Here is a 20,904-nt window from a genome sequence, read left to right on the forward strand (position 1 = left end):
GAACCGCAACGGATGCGAATGACTCGCAGTTTCAGTCACTACACGGATGGCATCCGGGTTTACCTCACTACAAAGTTGAAAATATTTTCAGCGCAGGATGATCAGCTTGCCCAACACCTGATGTTGCTCGAATCCCAGCACTCCTTGCAGCGAATTCAGTACCGCTTGCGGATCCTTGCTCGGAAAGCTGCCGCTGACCTTGCGCGCGCCCAGCTCGTCATTGAGCAACACGATCCGTCCGGGGTAATAACGCCGCAGATCCTGCACCACATCGGCCAGCGTCGACTTGTAGTAAGTCAGCCAGCCCTGGCGCCACGCCAATTGCGCTTCGCTGTCCACGGCGTGGAGTTTTTCCGCGGTGCCTGCGCCGTACGCCACTTGCTGGCCAGCGGTCAGAACCTGCTGTTGGCCATCGCGGGATGGCGTCACGCCGACGCGTCCGGACAGCACTGTCACCTGGGCACCTTGCGGTTGCAGGCGCACTTCGAACTGCGTGCCCAACACTCGCGCCTGGCCTTTCTCGGCCTCGACCACAAAAGGATCGCCCGTGTGAGTCACGCTGAAAAATCCGGCACCCCGGCGAAGTTGCACATGCCGCTCGCCGTGACTGAAATCCACGGCGATAGCGCTGTCGCCGTCCAGCGTGACCTGCGATTGATCGGCCAGGATCACGGTGCGGATCTCGCCCGGTGCCGACACGTAATCGGCGCCCAGATCATCGATCCAGCGCTGCGGCTGCCAACCTGTGCCGAGGCTGATCATCAACAACAGGCAGGCCGCCATGGCCAGCGCGCCGGCCCAACGCCGGACCTGCGGACGACGCGGCCGGTCCATCACATTGAGCAAACCCTGCAACGCCAACGCGTCTTCATCGGCCAGAGTGCGCGCCGGCCCTTCGCTCAACTCCCAGACCACTTGCGCCTGGGCGTAGGCCTCGGCGTGAGCCGGATCGGCATGCAGCCATTGACTGAACGTCAGTTGATCGCCGGCGCTGGGGCGGTCGTGCAACAGGCTCAACCAGGCGAAAGCGGCCTGTTCCTGAGCAGGCGTCGGAATGACGCGTTCGATGTGATTCACGGTGCTTTCCCTGGCGTGCGTGGCGCGGGTTCGCGCAGGCTGGCCTTGCAGGCCTTGAGGGCGCGCATCATATGTTTTTCCACGGCGCTTTGGGACAGGCCCATGGCTTTGGCGATCTCGGCGTACTTGCGCCCATGGATGCGATTGAGCAAAAAGATCTGCCGCGTGCGCTCGGGCAACGCGCGCAAGGCCGCTTCGACATGACGTAAATCGTTGCCTGCTTCGAGCGCCGCCTGCGGTTCGCTGGCGGAGCTGTCCGGCTCATCCGGCTGCCAGCCTTCGTTGACTCGCACCCGCGTGCCTTCGCTGCGCAAATGATCGATGGCGATATTGCCGGCGCAGCGCAACAGATAAGTACTGAGTTCTTCGACCTGCACCAGCGGCCGACGCCAGAAACGCAGGAACAGGTCCTGCACCAGATCCGCCGCCGTCGCCCGACAGCCCACACGTCGGCTCACCAGCGCTTCCATCTGCGAACGCTGGGACAGGAACACCTGAAGAAAATACGCACGGGCACCATGGGGTTCGTCGTCGCGGTGCTCGGGGGGATGGCCGATCAACATGTCAGTTCAACGCCCATGCAGCGACCGGGCTGGCGAGCAGACTCGCGCCGGCCATGGTCAAGGCCAGGCGTGGGCGATAGGGCAACAACAGCACCAGCGTCAGCGCACTGAACATCAACACGGCGCACCAGTCGACCAGGCCAAAGCTCCAGCCCTTGCTGGCAACCGCCGCCCACAGCGACAGCCCCAGCAACAGCCAGCCTGCGAGTTTCAAATATTGCCGACGGCGAGCCGAAGCTTTGTGACCCAGCAGCTCTTCGTGATGCCGGGGCATCGCCAGGCACAGCGCCGTAAAAGCGCTATAACAGAGCAATAGCGGCAGTAGCATTCAGTTCGCCCCCTGCTCAAGGGAGATCGGCCGAGTCGTTTCGCGCGCTGTTTTTTTCACGTTGACGGTGTGTCCGGCGCGCTGCATTTGCCGCGCGGCCCAGGCGAGGAACAGACCACTGCCCAGACACGTCAGGTCGAAACCGGCCAAAACCCAATCGCCCGCGGGCACTGTCACGCCGAGGTGATGCGAGGAGGTCAATCCATTGAGAGCCGGCACCGCGAAAAACAGTGCGGCTCCGAGCGATAGCTGTTCGACCCAGGCCTTGCGCCCCGGGCGCAACATCGCATGCACCACGCTCAAGCCCCAGGCGATGAAGAACGCGTTCACTTCCCAGTCGGCACGCCCGGCCAGATTCACCGGCAGCAGACGATTGGCCCAGAAGAACACCGCCACTGCCGCCACAAGTCCGGCCATGCTGGCAATGTTCAGTACTTGCACCAGCCGCAACTCGAACGGCATCACACCGCTTTTGGCGTGTTTGAGCTGACGCTTGCCGAGCCAGATCACCAACCCGGTGCCGATCATCGCCGTGCCGGCCAGACCACAGATGAAATACAGCCAACGCAACACCGGCCCGGCAAAGTGCCCCATGTGCAAACCGTAGAAACTGCCGGCCACTGCCATCGCCATCGGCTGTTGAGATGGGGTGCCGATGATTTGCCCGCTGACGCCATGGAAAGTCACCGCGCTGCCGGCATCGTTCACCACCCGGTCGGAACCCGCACGGGACATCACCACCGAGGCGTTGGCATCGCCCGGATTGTTCACGCTGATACGCCCGACATGTCCACCCGACCATTGCTCGCTGGCCGACCGCAACAGTGGCGCCAGCGGTGCCAGTGTCGCCGGTTGACCGGCAGGCTCGGGAACGTTGGCGGCGGGAAACACCTCGTCGTAAAACGCCCGGACATTGTTGCCGTACGAAGCCAGAATGCTCGCCGGCATCACCATCGACATGAAGATCACCAGACTGCTGTAGGTGATCATCAGATGAAACGGCAGCACCAGCACACCCACTGCGTTGTGCCCGTCGAGCCACGAACGCTGGCCCTTGCGTGGGCGGAAGGTGAAGAAGTCCTTGAAGATTTTCTTGTGGGTGATGATCCCGGTGATCAGCGCGACGAACATCACCATGGCGGCAATCGTGGAGAGCCAGCGCCCCCACGGATAAGGCATTTGCAGCTGGAAATGGAAGCGGTAGAAGAACTCGCCGCCCATGCTTTCCCGGGCCTGCACTTCGGCGCCGGTTTGCGCGTCGAGAGTCTTGCTGATGAACTGGCCGCGCTCGCCGGGCCTGGCCGGGACCGGTTGCCAACGCACACCCAGGCCAGGATCGCGGGCATCAGGCAGGTCGATCAACCAGCGTGAAGCACCGGCCGCGTGCTGTTGCAGGTAGGTTTGCGCCAGGGTCAGGCTGGCCTCGGCATTCAACGGGCGGGCGGGGATTTCCGGTTGCATCCAGTGACTGGTTTCGTCCTTGAAATAGGCCAGGGTTCCGGTCAGGAAAATCGCGAACAACAGCCAGCCGAAGACCAGCCCGGCCCAAGTGTGCAGCCAGGCCATCGCCTGCCGGAAGCCCTCTTTCATGCCAGACCCAGACCGCGCGCAGCCCCGGAAACGGTCGCCAGAATCACGCTCGGCACCAGCAGACCGACCCACGCCGACCACGCCGTGCGACAGGCGAAACACCAGAGCACCGCCACCAGATAGACCAGAAACGAAACGGTCATGCCGGTCACCACCGCTTCTGCGCGGTTCAGCGGCAGCCACAGCGTCAGCGTGACACTCGCCAGCGCCGCGACCAGATAGCCGCCGAACACCGCCGCAAGCACCCGCGAAGTGACGGCCAGACGATAGGACAGGGGAAGTGTGGCGAGTTTGGCTTTCATGTTTCGACCCTGAAACGGTTAACGTCCGGCCAACACGCCGGACGACAGGTGAACAATATTAATGATAAATATTCTCATACGCAAAAGAGTCTGATTGCCGGACATCACCGACAACCCTACAATGCGAACCATTCTTGTTCTCTAACGCATCCCGCATGCGCCCGGAGTGATGCCGTTGTCGTCCGCCCATCCTGTCGAATCGCTCTATCAGGCCCACCACAGTTGGCTCACCGGCTGGCTGCGGCGCAAACTCGGCTGCCCGGACAGCGCCGCTGACCTGGCCCAGGACACCTTCATCCGGCTGCTGACCGCCCGCGAGCCGCCGGTGATTATCGAACCGCGCGCTTTCCTCACCACCCTGGCCAAGCGCGTGCTGTTCAACCATTACCGCCGCCAGGACCTGGAGCGCGCCTACCTCGACACCCTCGCGCAGATGCCGGAAATGGTTGCGCCTTCGGAAGAAGAGAAAGCGATCATCCTGCAAACCCTGATGGAGCTGGATCAGTTGCTTGATGGCCTGCCGCGCGTCGTCAAACGGGCATTTCTGCTGGCGCAGGTCGATGGCCTGACCTATCCGCAGATCGCCGCTGAACTGGGCATTTCCGTGGCCACGGTCAAACGTCATCTGAATAAAGCGGCAATGCGCTGCTACTTCGCCCTGTGAACCCGCCGATGGATTTTTCCGCGCAGGTCGCCGAACAAGCGGTGCACTGGCTGCTGGAAATGCAGCAGGGCCCGTTGAACCCGCGCCAGCAACAAGCCTGGCAGCAATGGATCGACGCCCACAGCGAACACCGCCGGGCGTGGGAGCACATTCAGCGGGTCAATTCTCGGTTGCGCGGATTGTCGTCGCCACTGGCCCACGCCGCACTGAATGCGCCGAAGTCCGGCAGCCGTCGTCAGGCGCTGAAGGTGTTTCTGATTCTCGGCGCTGGCTCGGCAGTCACCTGGGGAATGCGCGAGCACAATCCTCTGCCATCGCTGCTGGCCGATTACCGCAGCCCGATAGGTCAGCGACGCAAGATCTCGCTCGGCGCCGGCGGCCAATTGCAGCTCAACACCGCCAGCGCGGCGGATGTCCGGGGCGATGGCCTGATCCGCCTGCTCGAAGGCGAAATGCTGCTGACCGCCACGCAATCCTTCGAAGTGCAAACCGCCCAAGGCCTGTTGAAAACCCAGGGTGCGCGAATAAACGTGCGGCAGTTTGCCGACCGCACGCAGATCGCACTGTTTGAAGGTCGGGTCGAGTTGAATGTGCAAGGTCGCGCGCCGATGCTGCTGCCGGTCGCCCGACAACTGAGTTTCAGTACCACCGGCGTCAGCGCGACAAAACCGCTGGACGCCAACAGCGGCGCCTGGGCCGACGGCATGCTGGTGGCCGCGCACATGCGCCTGGGCGACTTCCTCGACGAACTCGGTCGCTACCGTCGCGGGCAGCTCCATTGCGATGCGAAAGTGGCGGACTTGCTGATCTCCGGGACTTATCCACTGGACGACAGCGAGCGGATTCTCGACCTGCTGGAAATCAGCCTGCCGGTGAAGGTGAAGCGTTTTACTCGCTATTGGGTGACGGTCGAAGCCAGAGCCTGATCGCTCCGCCCCCCTGTAAAAATAAATGAGCCGTTTTTCAGATCTGGCGTGACAGAGAAGGAAAGCCCCCTTGATTCAACCTTCTCAGGACCGTCCTCCATGCAACCCACCCGTCTCACGCCGCTGGCCCGAACCCTGCGCAATCTTGTCCTCGGCGCCAGCCTGAGCTTCAGTGCCCTGCCCCTTGCACAGGCTGCCGAAACCAAGGCTTATCACATCGCTCCGTCGTCGCTGGAAAATGCCCTCAACCAGTTCGGCCGTGAGGCTGGGGTGCTGATTTCCTTTGGCTCGCAGGTCACCAGCGGTGTGCAAAGCCGTGGACTGGAAGGCAGCTACACAGCGGAACAAGGTCTGAACGCGCTGCTCGAGGGCACTGGCCTGCAAGCCCGTGCCGAAGGTGGCAATGCCTTCAGCCTGCAGCCGTCGAATGACAGCGCACTGGAGCTGGACACCTCGAAAGTGGTCGGCGACTGGTTGGGTGAAGCGGCGCAGGTCAACGTCTTCGAACATCCCGGTGCCCGTGACGTGATCCGCCGCGAAGAATTCGAACGCCAGGGCGCGACTCAGGCCCGCGATGTGCTCAACCGCATTCCCGGCGTCAACGCGCCGGAAAACAACGGCACCGGCAGCCACGACATGGCGCTGAACTTCGGCATTCGCGGCCTCAACCCGCGCCTGGCCGCGCGTTCGACGGTGTTGATGGACGGCATTCCAGTGCCGTTCGCACCTTACGGCCAGCCGCAGTTGTCGTTCGCGCCGATCAGCATGGGCAACATGGACGCGGTGGACGTGGTGCGCGGCGGCGGCGCCGTGCGTTACGGCCCGCAGAACGTCGGCGGCGTGGTCAACTTTGTGACCCGGGCGATTCCGGACGAGCCGACCGTCAAGGGCGGCTTCCAGACTGAAACCAGTCCATCGTCCAGCCATGACGGCTTCAAGACCAGCGCCAACCTGCTGGCCGGCGGCACCAATGCCAACGGCCTGGGCGGCGCGCTGCTGTACTCCGGCACGCGCGGCGGCGACTGGCGCGAACACAGCGACACGGAAATTGATGACCTGATCCTCAAGGGCAAATACCAGCTCGACGAAGCCAACAGCTTCAACGCCATGGCCCAGTATTACGAAGGCAAGGCCGACATGCCCGGCGGCCTGAATGTCGCCGATTACGATGCCGATCCGTATCAGTCGACCCGGCCGAAAGACCAGTTCTGGGGCCGTCGCACGATGTTCAATGTCGGCTACCGCTATCAGGAAGACCGCCGCGAATTCACCGCCAATACTTTCTTCACCAAGACCCTGCGCAGCGGTTATCTGGACCAGGGCACCTTCCTCTCCCTGTCGCCGCGCGAGTATTGGGTTCGCGGTCTGGAAACCCGTTTCGCTCAAGGCTTCGACCTCGGCTCGACCAGCCATGAAGTCGGCGTCGGCTATCGCTATATCAACGAGGCCGGTCACGAACTGCGCTATCGCACGCCGATCAGCAGCAATGAGTACCCGACCACCAACAGCCGCAACGATCGAGACACCCGTGGCGGCACCGAAGCCAATGCGTTCTTCGTCGATGACCGGATCGACATCGGCAAGTGGACGATCACGCCGGGCGTGCGCTACGAGATGATCGAATCGCAGCAGACCAACAATCTGACCAACGTCAAATACAAGGGCGACTACAACACTGCGCTGCCAGCACTGAACGTGCTGTATCACCTGACCGACAGCTGGAACCTGTACGCCAACACCGAAGGTTCGTTCGGCAGCGTGCAATACAGCCAAATGCCCAACCGCGTCAGCAGTGGCGAAGTGAAACCGGAGAAGGCTCGCACCTGGGAAGTCGGCACCCGTTACGATAACGGCGCTCTGCGAGCGGAAATCGGTGCGTTCCTGATCAACTTCGACAACCAGTACGAAAGCAACCAGACCAATGATTCGGTGATCGCCCGTGGCGAAACCCGGCATCAGGGCATCGAAACCAGCGTCAACTACGCCCTCGACGACTTGAGCCCGGCGCTGACCGGCTTCGACGTCTACGCGACTTACGCCTATGTCGACGCGACCATTCGCGAAGACGGGCCGAACAAGGGCAATCGTGTGCCGTTTTCGTCGAAACACAAAGGAACGATCGGCGTCGGTTACACCGAAGGCCCGTGGAAGCTGAACCTGGACAGCAGCTTCCAGAGCGACCAGTTCGCCGACAACGCCAACACCTCCAAAGAAAGCGCCGACGGCAGCAACGGCAGGATCCCCGGCTACATGCTGTTCAGCAGCCGCGCCGGTTATGACTTCGGCCCACAGCTGTCGGACCTGAATGTGGCGGTGGGGGTGAAGAACATCTTCAACACCCAGTACTTCACCCGTTCGTTCGATGACAACAACAAGGGCAAGTATGTCGGCGAGCCGCGCACGGTGTACGTGCAGACTTCCGTTGCTTTCTGATTCCCGCTGAAAACAGAAAAGGCCTGCAATTGCAGGCCCTTTCTCATTGGGTGGCTTGGAAAATCAGCGCATCAACTGTTGATCGCTGCCTGTTCGTTCTCGTCAAACTCTTCCGCCAGCAGCTTGTCGTTGGCCTTGCTGGTGAAAGGCACCACAGCGGCTCGCGGTTTGCCGCGCAGTTTGCCAAACAGGTGCTCCAGCGCGTGCTCCAGCTTTTCAGCTGCACCATCGATCGCCTGTTCCAGCGAATCGGCTTTGTGGGTGACGGAAATCGGTTGATGGCCTTTTGGCCGCGCTTCCAGCTGACAGCGCAAATCATGAGGACCTGGCTTGTCACCGTTCTCGTCGCTCAGATGGACTTCGACACGGGTCAGGTCTTCCTCATAACGGTCGAGCGTGCTCTCAATGGTGGTTCGTACCCACTCCTCCAGTCGTTTGCTGCTTTGAATATGGTTATCGCTGTTGACTTGGATTTGCATAGTTCATCCCTTATTTCAGCTAGCTCGCAAGAGGCCTGGAACAGGATTTCGTGACCTCTTGATTACAACAATCGGCCCGCCGGACGAACATTTCAACCCCTGAAAAAAGATAAATATTCATTCGCAAAAAAAGCCGGACAACCGAGTAAAGCGCTGGTAAGGTCGGGAGTTGGGTCGCCCCGGCACCCCGAAAAATCTGCTCACAATTGGCCATCACCCAACGGGTGCAGACTGCGGAAAATCCCCGCCTCTTCCACCAGCCAGTCATGCACCGCCCGCACACCCGGATGGCTCAATGCCCCTGGCGCATAAAGCAAGACATAGCGCTTGTGATTGGGCACTGAAATCCCGAACGGCACGATCAACGTCCCTCGCTCCAGCTCGTCGTTGAGCAACGTGCGCCTTGCAATCGCCACGCCCATGCCGGCAATCGCCGCTTCGATGGTCAGGTGGTTGCGATTGAACGTGTGCCCGCGCCGCACATCGGCGCCCTCGAAACCGATGGCATTCAGATAAAACTCCCATTCCGCATATTCATAACTGCCGCGCCAGGCGGTGATGTCGTGCAACAGCGGAAAATGCACCAGATCCGCCGGCCCGTGCAGCGGCGGCCGTCCGCGCAGCAGGCCCGGCGCGCACACTGGGAAAATCTGCTCATCGAGCAAGGCTGTGGATAACAGTCCCGGATAACTGCCGTCGTTCAGGTCGATGGCCAGGTCGAAATCCCCCTCATGCAACGGCACGCTGCTGTCCTCGGCCACCAACCGCAACTGAATATCCGGGTAACGTTGTTGCAGGCGTGGCAAGCGCGGGGTCAGCCACTTGCTGAGGAACGACGGAATCGAGCGCACCCGCAGAATCCCACTGATCATCCCCGCATCCAGGCGACGCAATTCCGCATCGATGCTGCCGTAAGCCTCGTTGACCGTGATCGCCAGTCGCTGCCCTTCCGCGCTGAGCTCCACACCTCGTGCACGGCGGTGAAACAGGCGAAAACCCAGCCGCTCTTCCAGCTGTCGGATTTGCTGACTCACCGCCCCCGGCGTGATGTGCAGTTCCTCGGCACAGCGGGTGAACGACAGGTGCCGTGCGGCACAGGAAAACACCTGCAGCCAGACGTAAGTCTGGGCATGCAATTGACGGCTCATGGTTTAGTCCTGCTAAAGGCTTACTTAGGAAGTTTCGTTAGTCACGTTGAAGCGAGGTAGGCAGTATCGCCGACATTGCGCTTGTCCTACAAAAAATGGCAGCGATTCCTACTCCATTGCTTGTAAGGGTTTAGCATGGCTATCAGTGTTTTCGATCTATTCAAAGTCGGCATCGGCCCGTCCAGTTCCCACACCGTCGGCCCGATGCGCGCCGCCGCGACCTTCGCTCAAGCCCTGATCGACCAACATTTGCTGAACGATGTGCAGCGAGTGGAAATCCGTCTGTACGGCTCGCTTTCGGCCACCGGCGTCGGCCATGCCACTGACCGCGCGACGGTCATGGGTTTGATGGGCGAATGGCCGGACAGCATTGATCCGTCGACCATCGAGCCGCGCATCCAGCAACTGCGCGAGACCGGCCAACTGTCTCTGGCCGGTAAACGCTCAATCGCCTTCAACTGGCAGCACGATCTCCTGCTGCTGGACGAGAGCCTGCCCTACCACCCCAACGCCATGTCGCTGACAGCCTTTGGCGCATCCGGCCAACTGTTCGAGCAAACGTACTACTCGGTCGGCGGCGGTTTCATCATCGAAGCGGCCGAAGCCGAATCGGGTGTGGCGCCGGCCGGCGACGTCGAGTTGCCTTACGAATTCTCCAGCGCCGTCGAACTGCTGGCGCTGTGCAAGCAGCACAACCTGCGGGTTTCCGAACTGATGATGGCCAACGAAAGGGCCTGGCGTAGCGACGCCGAGATCCGTCAGGGCCTGCTGCACATCTGGTCGGTGATGCGCGAATGCGTCGAGCAAGGCCTGCGTCACGAAGGCATCCTGCCTGGCGGTCTGAACGTTCCGCGTCGCGCGGCGAAATTGCACCGCAGCCTGCTGGAAATCGGCAAGCCGAACGTCATCAGTTCGACCCTGTCGGCGATGGAGTGGGTCAACCTGTTCGCCCTCGCCGTCAACGAAGAAAACGCTGCCGGCGGGCGCATGGTGACCGCGCCGACCAACGGCGCTGCCGGGATCATTCCCGCCGTTCTGCACTACTACATGAAATTCAATCCGGACGCGTCCGACGACGACGTGGTCGCGTTCTTTCTGGGCGCGGCAGCGGTCGGCATCCTGTGCAAGAAAAACGCCTCGATCTCCGGCGCCGAAGTCGGCTGCCAGGGCGAGGTCGGTTCGGCCTGTGCGATGGCCGCTGCGGGTCTGGCCGATGTACTCGGCGCCACGCCTGAGCAACTGGAAAACGCCGCCGAAATCGGCCTGGAACACAACCTCGGCCTGACCTGCGACCCGGTCGGCGGGCTCGTGCAGGTGCCGTGCATCGAGCGCAATGCCATCGCTGCGGTGAAAGCGATCAACGCCACGCAAATGGCCCTGCGCGGCGACGGCAAACACTTCATTTCCCTCGACCGGGTGATCCGCACCATGCGCGATACCGGCGCCGACATGCATGACAAATACAAAGAGACTTCACGGGGCGGCCTGGCCGTGAGCTGGGTGGAGTGCTGAGGAGCACTCCCTGACCGCCCGTAACACGTGAGCCCGAGCAAGAATAATAACGAGGCAAAAACGATGACCGATGTACGCACACCTGCTGCCGAAAATCCCGCTGTAGACCGCACACGCAATAACGAAACCACCCACAAGGGCTGGAGCAAATTCGACACCACCTGGATGCTCGGCCTGTACGGCACGGCCATCGGTGCCGGCACCTTGTTCCTGCCGATCAACGCCGGTGTTGGCGGCTTCTGGCCGTTGCTGATCCTGGCGTTGCTGGCGTTCCCGATGACCTTCTTCGCGCACCGGGGCCTGACCCGCTTCGTGCTGTCGGGCCGCTCCGGTGACATCACCGAAGTGGTGGAAGAACACTTCGGCATCGGTGCCGGCAAGCTGATCACGCTGCTGTATTTCTTCGCGATCTTCCCGATCCTGCTGGTGTACAGCGTGGCGCTGACCAACACCCTCAGCAGCTTCCTCGAACATCAATTGCACATCGCCCCGCCACCGCGAGCGATACTGTCGCTGGCGTTGATCCTCGGTCTGATGGCCATCGTCCGCTGCGGTCAGAGCGTGATCGTCAAAGCCATGAGTGTGCTGGTCTATCCGTTTGTCGCCGCGTTGCTGTTGCTCGGCATCAGCCTGATTCCGAACTGGAACGGCGCGTTCTTCGCCAGTGCTCAAGAGCCGATGGAAATGTCGGTGTTCCTCAAGACCCTGTGGCTGGCGATCCCGGTGATGGTGTTCTCGTTCAACCATTCGCCGATCATTTCGGCGTTCGCTGTCGAGCAGAAACAGCGCTACGGCAACCAGGCCGAGCGCAAGAGCAGCGGCATCCTCGCCATGGCCCACGGCATGATGGTGGTGACGGTGATGTTCTTCTGCTTCAGTTGCGTGCTGGCGCTGTCGCCGACGGATCTGGCAGCGGCCAAGGCGCAGAACATTTCGATCCTGTCGTACCTGGCCAACCACTTCCAGACCCCGGTCATCGCCTACGCCGCGCCGCTGATTGCGCTGGTGGCGATCACCAAATCCTTCCTCGGCCACTACATCGGCGCCAGCGAAGGCTTCCAGGGCATGATCGTCAAAAGCCTGCGCAGCCGTGGCCGGGTGATGTCGGCGAGCTGGCTGAACCGTGTGACCGCGCTATTCATGATCCTCAGTTGCTGGGCCGTGGCGACCTTCAACCCGAGCATCCTCGGCATGATCGAAACCCTCGGCGGGCCGGTGATTGCCTGCCTCCTGTTTCTGATGCCGATGTACGCGATCCGCCGCGTGCCGGCCTTGCGCCAGTATTCGGGCCAGGTGTCGAACGTGTTCGTGGTGCTGATCGGCCTGATTGCACTGTCAGCGATCATCTACTCGGTTCTGCCCTGAAACGGGCCGCAAATGAAGAAGGCGAGCCATGGGCTCGCCTTTTTTTGGCCGGTTTCATTGTTCGACAATATTCCCGGCATGTCCCTTGCTACATCACTGAAGGAGACAGGACCACGGAAAAGGCCGATGGTCAGGTTTGGCGAACCAACCCGATCAAGGCCGGTCAACAACTGCACGTTCAATCAGGCGGTGACGCATCATGGACAATCCTTTTCAGATCATTACCGATGCCTTCGCGCCGGACTATCAGATCAACCTGAGCATTCAGGGGCTCGACGGCAGCATCATGCTGACCCTCTCCAAAAGCGGGCGGATCGTCGCCAAACGGATGATCAGCGCCGAACAGCGCAACGACCCCAAGCGCCTCAAGCGCCTGGTTCAGAGCATTCAATTCGGCATTGCCATCGAACAGGGCCACAGCGCCATGGCAATTCTCGACGCCATGACCCGCGGCGACGGAATCACTCCACCACTGCGTCAGGCCAAACATCAGCCCCGACCAGCCGCCGGCCTTTAAAGTTCGCCTTTCTCCACTTCCGGATGTTCACTGGAGCCCGTACCGATCTTGCGGTGCGGGTTCTCGATCTTCACCGAAGGGAATTGCGACGAAGCGTAACGCACCACCAGGATCGAGAACGCCAGCAGCAGAATCCCGCCGCACAGGTAGATGATGCCCATGTCCGGCGGATTGTGGTGCGAGACGTTGGAGATCAGCAGGCGCGTCAGTGCCGTAATCGCCACGTAGATCAGGAAGCGCACCGGCATGTGGTTGGTCTTGAAATAAATCCCGACCATCGCCCCCAGTTCCAGATAGATGAACAGCAACAGAATGTCATCGATCTTGATATGCCCTTCCTCGAGCATCCCGAGAAACTCCATCACCGCCGCCCAGGCGGTCACCGCACCAATGGCGAACAGCGCCAGGTAATGGAAGGTCTCGACGAACAGGTTGCCCAGGGACTCGGCCAGTTGATGCACGTTTTGCCGCAGTTTCTCGGCCCAGTTGATTTTCACGATGAAGGTTCCTTAGCCCGGTTCGAGCGGATGTTGCTTGCTGGACGTGACGGTTATTGCGCACGTACGCAGATGCATGCAGAAAAGAGGCCACGCCATCATGGCGAGCCGCCGCGAAACCCGCGCCGTGGCGTTTGGTCGCACCTGTGCGCAGACATCGGGCTGACAAAATCCGAATCCGGTCTACATTGAAAAGCCACTACCCAAAGCGCAGGGATTCGCTTATCCTTTTCGCTGTATATAGATACAGTAGTCGCAAAGACAACTTAATGTGAAGGCATGTGAGGTGGTGAATGGCCGTCGAAGTGGTATACCGCAGCAGCCGAGATCTGGAGCGCTTGTTCATGGATAAAGCCGAAGCTGACCGTCATGACAAAATGCTCGAACTGGCCGAACTGTTGGCCGAAGTGCTGGAAAAAGCCGTTCCATCGTTGAGCGAGCAGCAAGTGGAAGAAGTCGGGATCTTCATGGCGAAGAACCGCGATGTGTTCGCCCGGGCGTTCAAGAGCCAGCCTGACGCGTTGTCGGAGCTGATCAACGCACCGGCTGCACCGGTTGTGGCAACCGAGCCGGCAGACGTGGCTGAACCGGTAGAAGCGCCAGCCAAACCTGCCAAAGCGGCAAAGGCTGCGAAGTAATTGAAGCCTCTGAATTGAATAGCCCCTAAGTTGAAAGACTCAGGGGCTTTTTCATGCCCGGACAAACTTCAGCGGTACAACACCTTCTCCGCCAGCTCATCCGCCACCCGCGCGGGTGATCGTTTTTCCGCCTGGGCGTGAGCAAACACTTCGGTCAACCGCGAACTGATTTTCGACAGGTGCGCGGTAATGGTCGTCAGTTCTTCACCTCGATGCTTGAGGGAAACGTAGATCAGCCCGCCGGCATTGATCACGTAATCCGGCGCATACAGGATGCCGCGCCGTTCCAGTTGATCGGCGACGTCCAGATGCGTCAGCTGATTGTTGGCCGAGCCCGCCACCGCCGAGCAGCGCAACTGGGTGACCGTGTGGCTGTTGAGCACACCGCCCAAACCACACGGCGCGAGAATGTCGCACGGCGTGCTGAGCAACGCGTCGTTGGCGATCGGATGGGCGTTGAGCTGTTCCATCGCCAGTTGCACCTTGCCGTGGTCGATGTCGCTGACCAGCAGTTCGGCGCCGGCGGCGTGCAACTGTTCGGCCAAGGCATAACCAACATTGCCCAACCCCTGAATCGCCACGCGCAAGCCTTCGAGGTTGTCGCTACCGAGCCGTGCCATCGCAGTGGCGCGAATCCCGGTGAACACGCCCATCGCCGCATGCGGCGCAGGGTCGCCGGCCGAGGTGGTACTGGTGACATGCTGGGTCTGCTGGGCGATGCAATCCATGTCCGCCACCGAAGTGCCGCTGTCGATGGCGGTAATGTAGCGCCCGTCGAGCTGATCGATGCAACGGCCGAAGGCTTCGAACAGTGCGGCGCGGTTTTCCACGTGAACCGGCCGCACGATCACGGCCACCCCACCGCCCTGAGCGAGACCAGCCAATGCGGCCTTGTAGCTCATGCCCTGGGCCAGGCGTATGGCATCCTCGACCGCAGATTCGTCGTTCGGATAGGCAAGATAACGACACCCGCCCAGGGCTGGCCCGAGGCGACTGTTATGGATGGCAATGACCGCCTTCAATCCGGACACCGGATCAACGCTAAGGTGCAGCGATTCCAGGCGAGTGCTTTGCATGAGAGCGAACATCGGCAGGCTCCCGAATCACTTCTGGTAGACGCCAGTATAGGCTTGCGCCCGAAAATTGCTGAAGCGCACGGGAATAAGCCCCGACAGCGACCCACGCGTTGTGGCATAACCCGATGGCAGCGCGGCCCGGCACTGGACGAATGGTAAAGACGGGGTTAAAACGAGGCATACCCCGGAGATTGAGATGAGTCCGCGCCAACGTTTCTTCGATTGTCTGCACCGTTCACCGCCCGCGCTGTTCGAAGCAGCGTTGTGGATGGCCGCCGAACACGACAAACAAGCCGATCCCGAAGCGCTGCTGCAGGAATTCAAGGAACTGCAACAGCGGGTCAGCTATGGCTTGCCGTTGCTGCCGGTCAGCGAGCTGGCGCAACCGCTGCTGCGACGCATGGCCGATCTGGGGTTTGCCCAGGATGATTTCGTACCGCTGCGTCCGCAGGCGGCGATGGTGCACAAAGTCATACAGACCAAACGCGGCCAGCCGCTGGCGCTGGCCCTGATCGCTCTGGAACTGGCCCGTGGTCTGGAGATTCCATTGGTGGGCGTCAACTTCCCCGGGCATTTCCTGCTCAAGGTTCCCGGGGCCGATCACCTGCTCGATCCGTGCGGCGGACGGCGTCTGTATCCGAACGATTGCCGCGAACTGCTGCATCGCCAGTACGGCCACCAGATGAAACTCAGCGCCGATCACCTGCTGACTGCCGAACCGGTGCAGATGCTTCAGCGTCTGTCACGCAACCTGCGCCAGTTGCACCTGACCCACGACGACTTCATCGCCGCGCTGATCGATGCCGAGCGCGTGCTCGAGCTGGGCAACGCCAGCGCCGCCGACTACCTGGCGCGGGCCAGTCTGTACCAGCGTCTCGATTGCCCGAACGCCGAGCGTTTCGATCTGGAGCATGCGCTATTGCTCAGCGACGACCCGATTCAGCGACTTCGCCTGACGGAACGGCTGGGCCATCTGCCACCGAACGCGGTTGTCCACTGAACGGCGCAGTCACTGGCGAACGCACCTGAATGATCAGCAACGCCGCAATCACCGCCGGAATCGCGCAGAAGAAGAAAATCTGCTCCACCGGAATGTGCATCGCCAACAACAGGCTGCCGAACAACGGCCCGAGAATCGAGCCGAACCGCCCTACTCCCAAAGCCCAGCCAGTGCCGGTGGCGCGCACGTGGGCCGGATAGAAATTGCTGGCGAACGCGTTGAGCGTCAGTTGCCCGCCAATGATGCAAAACCCCGCCGCAAACACACAGGCCACCAGATAACGCGGATTGTCGTGGTTCAGGCCCAGCAGGATCGTGCACACCGCCGCGCCGGCCAACACGCCGGACAGCAGTCGCACCTTGCTTTTCAAGCGGTCGGCGAACCACGCCATGCAGATCGCGCCGAGCGTGCCGGCGAACAGGAACATCGACGTCACCAGGTTCGCTTCATTGAGTTTCAGCCCGCTTTCGAGCAGCAACGACGGCAGCCAACTGATCATGAAATACAGCAGGATCAGGCTGACGAAAAACGTCGCCCAGATCAGCAAGGTCGGACGTGCGTAACCATTGCGGAACAACTCCACCACGGTCAGTTTGCTGCCCTGCTCGCGTTCGTTCTGCTCGACCGATGCGGCGGGTGGTTGCCAGTCCGGCAGCATCCGCGCCGTGACCTTGCGCAGGCGCGTATACGGCGGCGCGTCACGCAGCAGACGTGGCAAGGATTCCGGAAGCATCCACCAGAGAAACGGGAACAACAGCAACGGCGTGACACCGCCGGCGAGGAACACCGCTTGCCAGCCGAAACGGTCGATGAAACCGGCCGCAACAAAACCACCCGCCGCACCACCGAAGGAGAAGCCGCAAGCCGCCAGCGTGACCATCAACGTGCGCAGGCGTGGCGGTGAATATTCCGACATCAACGCCATGGCGCTGGGCATCGCGCCGCCCATGCCGATGCCGCAGATGAAACGCGCGATCATCAGGGTATTCAGGGAATCGGCGAACACCATCAGCACGGTGAGGCTGGCGTAGATCAGCACGCAGGCGAGCAGAATTCGTCGAACGCCGAAGCGATCGGCCAGCGGCGTCACAGCGAGCGAACCGAGGGTCAGGCCCAGAAGGTTGGCGCTGAATACCGGACCGAATGCGGATTTTTCCAGGCCCCAGTCCTGCGCCAGTGCCGGCACTACGTAACCGAGCACTTGGGCGTCATAGCCGTCGGTGACCAGCAGCAAGGCGAGAAGAATCAGGAGCAACCACTGAAAGCGGGACACAGGACGGGCGTCGAGTGCCGCCCGAAAGCTGGCAATCTGGTTATGCATCGCAAGGTACCTGTTTTGTTTTTATGATTTTTTGCGGGTAACCGAAATGGCTCCCGTGCGCTGCACGGGAGCCATCAAATGCTACTTCGGCGTGTCCGGCTGGTTCGCCGGATGCGCCGCAATGAACGCCGGATGTTTAGCGGCCAGCGCAGCCACCCGACGAATCCGTGGATACGCCTCCAGCGAAACATTGAAACGCTCGGCCGCGTACAACTGTGGAATCAGGTACACGTCCGCCACACACGGCCACTCGCCAAAACAGAAGCCGCTGTCGCCGATCAACTGCTCCACCGTCGCCAGCCCCTGACTGATCCAGTGACCGATCCACTCGTTCACCTGCGCCTCGTCATGCCCCAGACCGCGCAGGCGATTGAGCACACTGACGTTGTGCAGCGGATGCACGTCGCAGCCGATCAACGCCGCCACACCGCGCACCCGGGCGCGGGCAACGAGGTCTTCGGGGAGCAACGGCACCTGTGGATAACGCTCTTCCAGATACTCGATGATCGCCGGCGACTGAATCAGCAACTTGCCTTCGTCAGTGCGCAGCGCCGGCACCCGGCCCTGGGGATTGATCGCCAGGTACGCCGGTTGCCGATGCTCGCCACCGGGCGGTGCGATCAGGTTGACCGGCAACGCCTGATAGTCGAGGCCCTTGAGTGCCAGCGCAATCCGCACCCGGTACGACGAGGTAGAACGGTAATAGGTGTAGAGATCCATGAGCCGCTCCTGTCAGCGCGCCGCCAGCACGGTGCCACGGCATTCGCCGAAACCGATCGAGGCAAAACCTTCGCGGGCGCAGCGGGCGCGCAGGATGATTTCGTCGCCGTCCTCAAGGAATTTGCGCACTTCGCCGGACGCCAGTTCGATCGGCTTTTTGCCGCCCTCGGTGATTTCCAGCAGGCTGCCGAACTGACCGCTTTCCGGCCCGGACAAGGTGCCCGAACCGAACAAGTCACCAGCCTGCAACTGGCAACCGTTGACGCTGTGGTGCGCAACCATTTGCGCAACGGTCCAGTACATGTAGCGGGTGTTGCTCAGGGTCAGGCGATGGGCCGGCAGGTTCTGCTCGCGCATTTTTTCGGTGAGCAGCAGCACTTCCAGCTCGATGTCAAAACCACCACCCTCCTGATCGCGCTTGTCGAGCAGGTACGGCAGCGGCTGCGGGTCACCTTGCGGACGCGCCGGTTGCGCGATGCGGAACGGCGCCAGCGCTTCGGCAGTCACCACCCATGGCGAGACGCTGGTGATAAAGCTCTTGGACAGGAACGGGCCGAGCGGCTGGTATTCCCAGGCCTGGATGTCACGGGCCGACCAGTCGTTGAGCAGGCAGAAACCGGCGATGTGTTCAGCGGCATCACCAATGGCGATCGGCTCGCCCATCTCGTTGCCCTGACCGATCCAGATCCCCAGTTCCAGCTCATAGTCCAGACGCGCGCACGGGCCGAAGGTCGGCTCGGTTGCGCCGGCCGGCAGGGTCTGGCCTTTCGGGCGGCGCACGTCGGCACCGGAAGCGCGCACAGTGGACGCGCGACCGTGGTAGCCGATCGGCACGTGTTTGTAGTTCGGCAGCAACGGGTTGTCCGGACGAAACAGTTTGCCGACGTTCTGCGCGTGTTCTATGCCGACGTAGAAGTCGGTGTAGTCACTGATGCGCGCCGGCAAATGCAACTGGCAATCGGCTGCCAGTGGCAGCAGTTTTGCGCCCTGGGCTTCAATGTTGCCGCGGTGAGTGCTGCCTTCGCTGAACAGTTCCAGCAGACGTTCGCGCAGGGCAACACGGGCATCGCGGCCGAGTTCGAAGAAGGCGTTCAACTGACCGCCGTGCATGGCTTCGACTGCACTGCGCGCGGCGCCGTCGAACAGACCGGCCTCCAACGCCACTTGCAGATCGAAGATGTGTTCGCCAATCGCCACGCCGGCGCGCGGTGCCGAGCCATTGGTGCTGAACACGCCCAGCGGCAGGTTCTGCAACGGGAAATCCGCGTGGCCGTTGGCCGAAGCGACCCAACTGCGGGTGATGGAATTCTGCGTCATGGGTTATCTCCGGGTCGGGTCAAACGTGGCGGGCAGCGTGGCCCAGCAAGCGTCGTAAGTGGATTGCAATTGCGGGCAGTCGAGGGCGAAGCGGCTTGGGCGCAGTACCTGGCTGGTCTCGAACATGAACGCCATGGTGTTGTCGATCTTCGCCGGTTTGAGGTCCGCGTTGATGGCTTTGGTGCAGGTCTCGCCGTCCGGGCCGTGGGCGCTCATGCAGCTGTGCAGGGACGCGCCGCCGGGCACGAAACCTTCGGCCTTGGCGTCGTATTCGCCCTGGATCAGGCCCATGAATTCATTCATCAGGTTGCGGTGGAACCACGGCGGACGGAAGGTGTTCTCGGCCACCATCCAGCGCGGCGGGAAGATCACGAAATCGAGGTTGGCCAGACCGTGGACGCTGGTCGGCGAGGTCAGCACGGTGAAGATCGATGGGTCCGGGTGGTCGAAACTGACGGTGCCGATGGTGTTGAAGCGGCGCAGGTCATATTTGTACGGCACGTTGTTGCCGTGCCAGGCGACCACGTTCAGCGGCGAGTGATTGAGTTCGGTACCCCACAACTGGCCGAGGAATTTCTGCACCAGGGTGGTCGGTTGTTGCAGGTTTTCGTAGGCGGCGACCGGGGTCAGGAAGTCCCGTGGATTGGCCAGGCCGTTGCTGCCGATCGGCCCCAGGTCCGGCAGGCGCAGCGGCGCGCCATGGTTCTCGGCGACGTAGCCGCGTGCCTGCGGGTCGAGCAGTTCGACGCGGAATTTCAGGCCCCGTGGCAGCACGGCGATTTCCAGCGGCGCCACTTCCAGCACACCCAGTTCGGTGGCAATACGCAAACGCCCCAGTTGCGGCACCAGCAACAACTCGCCGTCGGCGTTGAAGAACACGCGCTCCATCGAACGGTTGGCGCCATAGTGATAGATGCTGATGCCGGCCGGTTTTTCGGCGGCGGAGTTGGCCGCCATGCTCACCAGACCGTCGATGAAATCGGTAGGTTCGGCCGGGATCTCCAGCGGGTTCCAGCGCAGGCGATTGGGGGTGACTTCACCCAACGGACCGCCCGCCAGTTGCCGCTCGAGTTTGACGAATGCCGGGTGATTGGCCGACGGCTGGATCCGGTACATCCACGTGCGCCGCGCTTCACTGCGGGTCATGGTGAACGCGGTGCCGGAGAACAGTTCGGTGTAAAGACCGTATGGGGCTTTCTGCGGGGAGTTCTGGCCGACGGGCAGTGCGCCGGGCAACGCTTCAGAGCTGAATTCGTTGCCGAAACCGGACTGGTAAGCCAGGGCTGAATCGAGGTTCATGGAGCCTCCTGAACAGGGCGTCGGCATGGCCGGAGGCTCTGGATCAGAGGTCTTGGCACGCCGGGGTTGTTTTTATCGTAATTCAATTACGCATAACGTAATTTGCTCGCTATCCAGCGTCAAGCTATAAAG

At 61.4% G+C, this 20,904-nt stretch carries 20 protein-coding genes and 1 pseudogene; 8 read left to right on the plus strand and 13 right to left on the minus strand.

Annotated elements, in window-relative coordinates; genetic code table 11:
• Positions 1-87: 87 nt before the first annotated feature.
• Genes ACTJK7_RS11565 through ACTJK7_RS11585 form a run of 5 tightly spaced genes read right to left on the minus strand, consistent with a single transcriptional unit; the run spans position 88 to position 3,860 of the window.
• Complete coding sequence (locus tag ACTJK7_RS11565) at positions 88-1,077, minus strand: FecR family protein (RefSeq protein WP_085654653.1); 990 nt, start codon at positions 1,075-1,077, stop codon at positions 88-90.
• Positions 1,074-1,640: an RNA polymerase sigma factor gene (locus ACTJK7_RS11570; RefSeq protein ID WP_108559661.1), complete on the minus strand. Its 567-nt coding sequence runs from the start codon at positions 1,638-1,640 to the stop codon at positions 1,074-1,076. The genes ACTJK7_RS11565 and ACTJK7_RS11570 overlap by 4 nt, the downstream gene beginning before the upstream one ends.
• Before the next feature lies 1 nt (position 1,641).
• Complete coding sequence (locus ACTJK7_RS11575; RefSeq protein WP_108559658.1) at positions 1,642-1,968, minus strand: DUF3325 domain-containing protein; 327 nt, start codon at positions 1,966-1,968, stop codon at positions 1,642-1,644.
• Positions 1,969-3,558 carry a PepSY-associated TM helix domain-containing protein gene (locus ACTJK7_RS11580; RefSeq protein ID WP_108559656.1) on the minus strand — a complete coding sequence of 530 codons (1,590 nt, stop codon included), beginning with the start codon at positions 3,556-3,558 and terminating at the stop codon, positions 1,969-1,971.
• Positions 3,555-3,860 carry a DUF3649 domain-containing protein gene (locus tag ACTJK7_RS11585; protein WP_039769401.1) on the minus strand — a complete coding sequence of 102 codons (306 nt, stop codon included), beginning with the start codon at positions 3,858-3,860 and terminating at the stop codon, positions 3,555-3,557. Before ACTJK7_RS11585 ends, ACTJK7_RS11580 begins: the two co-directional genes overlap by 4 nt.
• A gap of 175 nt (positions 3,861-4,035) precedes the next feature.
• On the opposite strand from ACTJK7_RS11585, the gene ACTJK7_RS11590 reads away from it, so the two are divergent.
• The 3 genes from ACTJK7_RS11590 to fecA all read left to right on the plus strand — a co-directional run bounded on the left by ACTJK7_RS11590 (position 4,036) and on the right by fecA (position 7,883).
• Positions 4,036-4,524, plus strand: coding sequence for a sigma-70 family RNA polymerase sigma factor (locus tag ACTJK7_RS11590; protein ID WP_085654726.1), 489 nt, complete (start codon positions 4,036-4,038; stop codon positions 4,522-4,524).
• The gene (locus ACTJK7_RS11595) at positions 4,521-5,450 is read left to right on the plus strand and encodes a DUF4880 domain-containing protein (RefSeq protein ID WP_108559654.1); all 930 of its coding nucleotides are present in this window, start codon (positions 4,521-4,523) and stop codon (positions 5,448-5,450) included. Before ACTJK7_RS11590 ends, ACTJK7_RS11595 begins: the two co-directional genes overlap by 4 nt.
• Before the next feature lie 99 nt (positions 5,451-5,549).
• Entirely contained in the window at positions 5,550-7,883 is a 2,334-nt protein-coding gene (fecA, locus tag ACTJK7_RS11600; protein ID WP_108559652.1) for a TonB-dependent Fe(3+) dicitrate receptor FecA, read from the plus strand.
• Positions 7,884-7,954: 71 nt separating this feature from the next.
• Here fecA and ACTJK7_RS11605 read toward each other — a convergent pair whose 3' ends face one another.
• Together ACTJK7_RS11605 and ACTJK7_RS11610 are read right to left on the minus strand one after the other, a co-directional pair.
• Positions 7,955-8,362, minus strand: a complete 408-nt coding sequence (locus tag ACTJK7_RS11605; RefSeq protein WP_011332524.1) for an HPF/RaiA family ribosome-associated protein — start codon at positions 8,360-8,362, stop codon at positions 7,955-7,957.
• Between the two features lie 200 nt (positions 8,363-8,562).
• Complete coding sequence (locus ACTJK7_RS11610) at positions 8,563-9,510, minus strand: LysR substrate-binding domain-containing protein (RefSeq protein WP_011332523.1); 948 nt, start codon at positions 9,508-9,510, stop codon at positions 8,563-8,565.
• Positions 9,511-9,645: 135 nt separating this feature from the next.
• Between ACTJK7_RS11610 and ACTJK7_RS11615 the strand changes: the two genes are divergently transcribed.
• The 3 genes from ACTJK7_RS11615 (at position 9,646) to ACTJK7_RS11625 (ending at position 12,904) form a co-directional block, all read left to right on the plus strand.
• The gene (locus ACTJK7_RS11615) at positions 9,646-11,022 is read left to right on the plus strand and encodes an L-serine ammonia-lyase (RefSeq protein ID WP_074691739.1); all 1,377 of its coding nucleotides are present in this window, start codon (positions 9,646-9,648) and stop codon (positions 11,020-11,022) included.
• Positions 11,023-11,085: 63 nt separating this feature from the next.
• A complete protein-coding gene (locus tag ACTJK7_RS11620; protein ID WP_108559650.1) occupies positions 11,086-12,387 on the plus strand; it encodes an HAAAP family serine/threonine permease in 1,302 nt (433 codons plus the stop codon).
• A gap of 199 nt (positions 12,388-12,586) precedes the next feature.
• Positions 12,587-12,904, plus strand: coding sequence for a DUF3509 domain-containing protein (locus ACTJK7_RS11625; RefSeq protein WP_108559648.1), 318 nt, complete (start codon positions 12,587-12,589; stop codon positions 12,902-12,904).
• On the opposite strand, the gene ACTJK7_RS11630 is transcribed toward ACTJK7_RS11625, so the two are convergent.
• A complete protein-coding gene (locus ACTJK7_RS11630; protein ID WP_007957255.1) occupies positions 12,901-13,401 on the minus strand; it encodes a phosphate-starvation-inducible protein PsiE in 501 nt (166 codons plus the stop codon). The two genes, ACTJK7_RS11625 and ACTJK7_RS11630, sit on opposite strands and share 4 nt — an antisense overlap.
• 293 nt (positions 13,402-13,694) lie before the next feature.
• On the opposite strand from ACTJK7_RS11630, the pseudogene ACTJK7_RS11635 reads away from it, so the two are divergent.
• Positions 13,695-13,952, plus strand: a pseudogene (locus tag ACTJK7_RS11635) (YebG family protein); the annotation flags it as partial.
• A gap of 155 nt (positions 13,953-14,107) precedes the next feature.
• Here the strand turns inward: ACTJK7_RS11635 and ACTJK7_RS11640 are convergent.
• On the minus strand, positions 14,108-15,127 hold the full coding sequence (locus tag ACTJK7_RS11640) for a Glu/Leu/Phe/Val dehydrogenase family protein (RefSeq protein ID WP_108559646.1): 1,020 nt from the start codon (positions 15,125-15,127) through the stop codon (positions 14,108-14,110).
• 184 nt (positions 15,128-15,311) lie between these two features.
• Between ACTJK7_RS11640 and ACTJK7_RS11645 the strand changes: the two genes are divergently transcribed.
• Entirely contained in the window at positions 15,312-16,115 is an 804-nt protein-coding gene (locus ACTJK7_RS11645; RefSeq protein ID WP_108559644.1) for a SirB1 family protein, read from the plus strand.
• Here ACTJK7_RS11645 and ACTJK7_RS11650 read toward each other — a convergent pair.
• From ACTJK7_RS11650 to hmgA, 4 genes are all read right to left on the minus strand, one after another.
• The gene (locus ACTJK7_RS11650; protein WP_108559642.1) at positions 16,039-17,436 is read right to left on the minus strand and encodes an MFS transporter; all 1,398 of its coding nucleotides are present in this window, start codon (positions 17,434-17,436) and stop codon (positions 16,039-16,041) included. The two genes, ACTJK7_RS11645 and ACTJK7_RS11650, sit on opposite strands and share 77 nt — an antisense overlap.
• 81 nt (positions 17,437-17,517) lie before the next feature.
• Positions 17,518-18,156, minus strand: coding sequence for a maleylacetoacetate isomerase (gene maiA, locus ACTJK7_RS11655; RefSeq protein WP_108559640.1), 639 nt, complete (start codon positions 18,154-18,156; stop codon positions 17,518-17,520).
• 12 nt (positions 18,157-18,168) lie between these two features.
• Complete coding sequence (gene fahA, locus ACTJK7_RS11660) at positions 18,169-19,473, minus strand: fumarylacetoacetase (RefSeq protein ID WP_064382493.1); 1,305 nt, start codon at positions 19,471-19,473, stop codon at positions 18,169-18,171.
• A gap of 3 nt (positions 19,474-19,476) precedes the next feature.
• Complete coding sequence (gene hmgA / locus ACTJK7_RS11665) at positions 19,477-20,772, minus strand: homogentisate 1,2-dioxygenase (RefSeq protein WP_085608108.1); 1,296 nt, start codon at positions 20,770-20,772, stop codon at positions 19,477-19,479.
• Positions 20,773-20,904 lie beyond the last annotated feature (132 nt).

This window comes from Pseudomonas sp. 22085 (assembly GCF_052045815.1).
GTDB lineage: Bacteria > Pseudomonadota > Gammaproteobacteria > Pseudomonadales > Pseudomonadaceae > Aquipseudomonas > Aquipseudomonas glycinae.